The organism is Erwinia sp. PME.40.26/001 (assembly GCF_055556675.1).
In genome coordinates this window covers 1-250 of the sequence record NZ_JBVHNP010000329.1, presented here as the reverse complement: position 1 = coordinate 250, position 250 = coordinate 1, and the positions used below count along the sequence as shown (strand labels likewise).

Below are 250 nucleotides of genomic sequence, written 5' to 3'. Positions count from 1 at the left end.
CCCAGAACGCCCCGTCGTCCTCGGCGATCATCTCGGCGTACATGCCGACGTCGTTGGCCTGGGCGACGAGCGCGTCCATCGCCTCGATCGCCTCGGCGTGACGGCCGACGCACGCGAGGGCCGTCGCGCGCCAGAACGCGCACGCGACGAACGTGTGCTCCTCCTGGTCCATGCCGGTGTAGCGGTAGACGAGGTGGTTCGAGGCTCCGAGGCGTGCGGTGATGGCATCCACGGTCCTCGACATGCGCTC

The 250-nt window shown here is 69.6% G+C and carries 1 pseudogene; it reads right to left on the bottom strand.

Going from position 1 to position 250, the window contains the following annotated elements:
* Window positions 1–232: pseudogene (locus tag ACZ3HG_RS24405) on the bottom strand (hypothetical protein); the annotation flags it as partial.
* Between the last annotated feature and the right edge of the window lie 18 nt (window positions 233–250).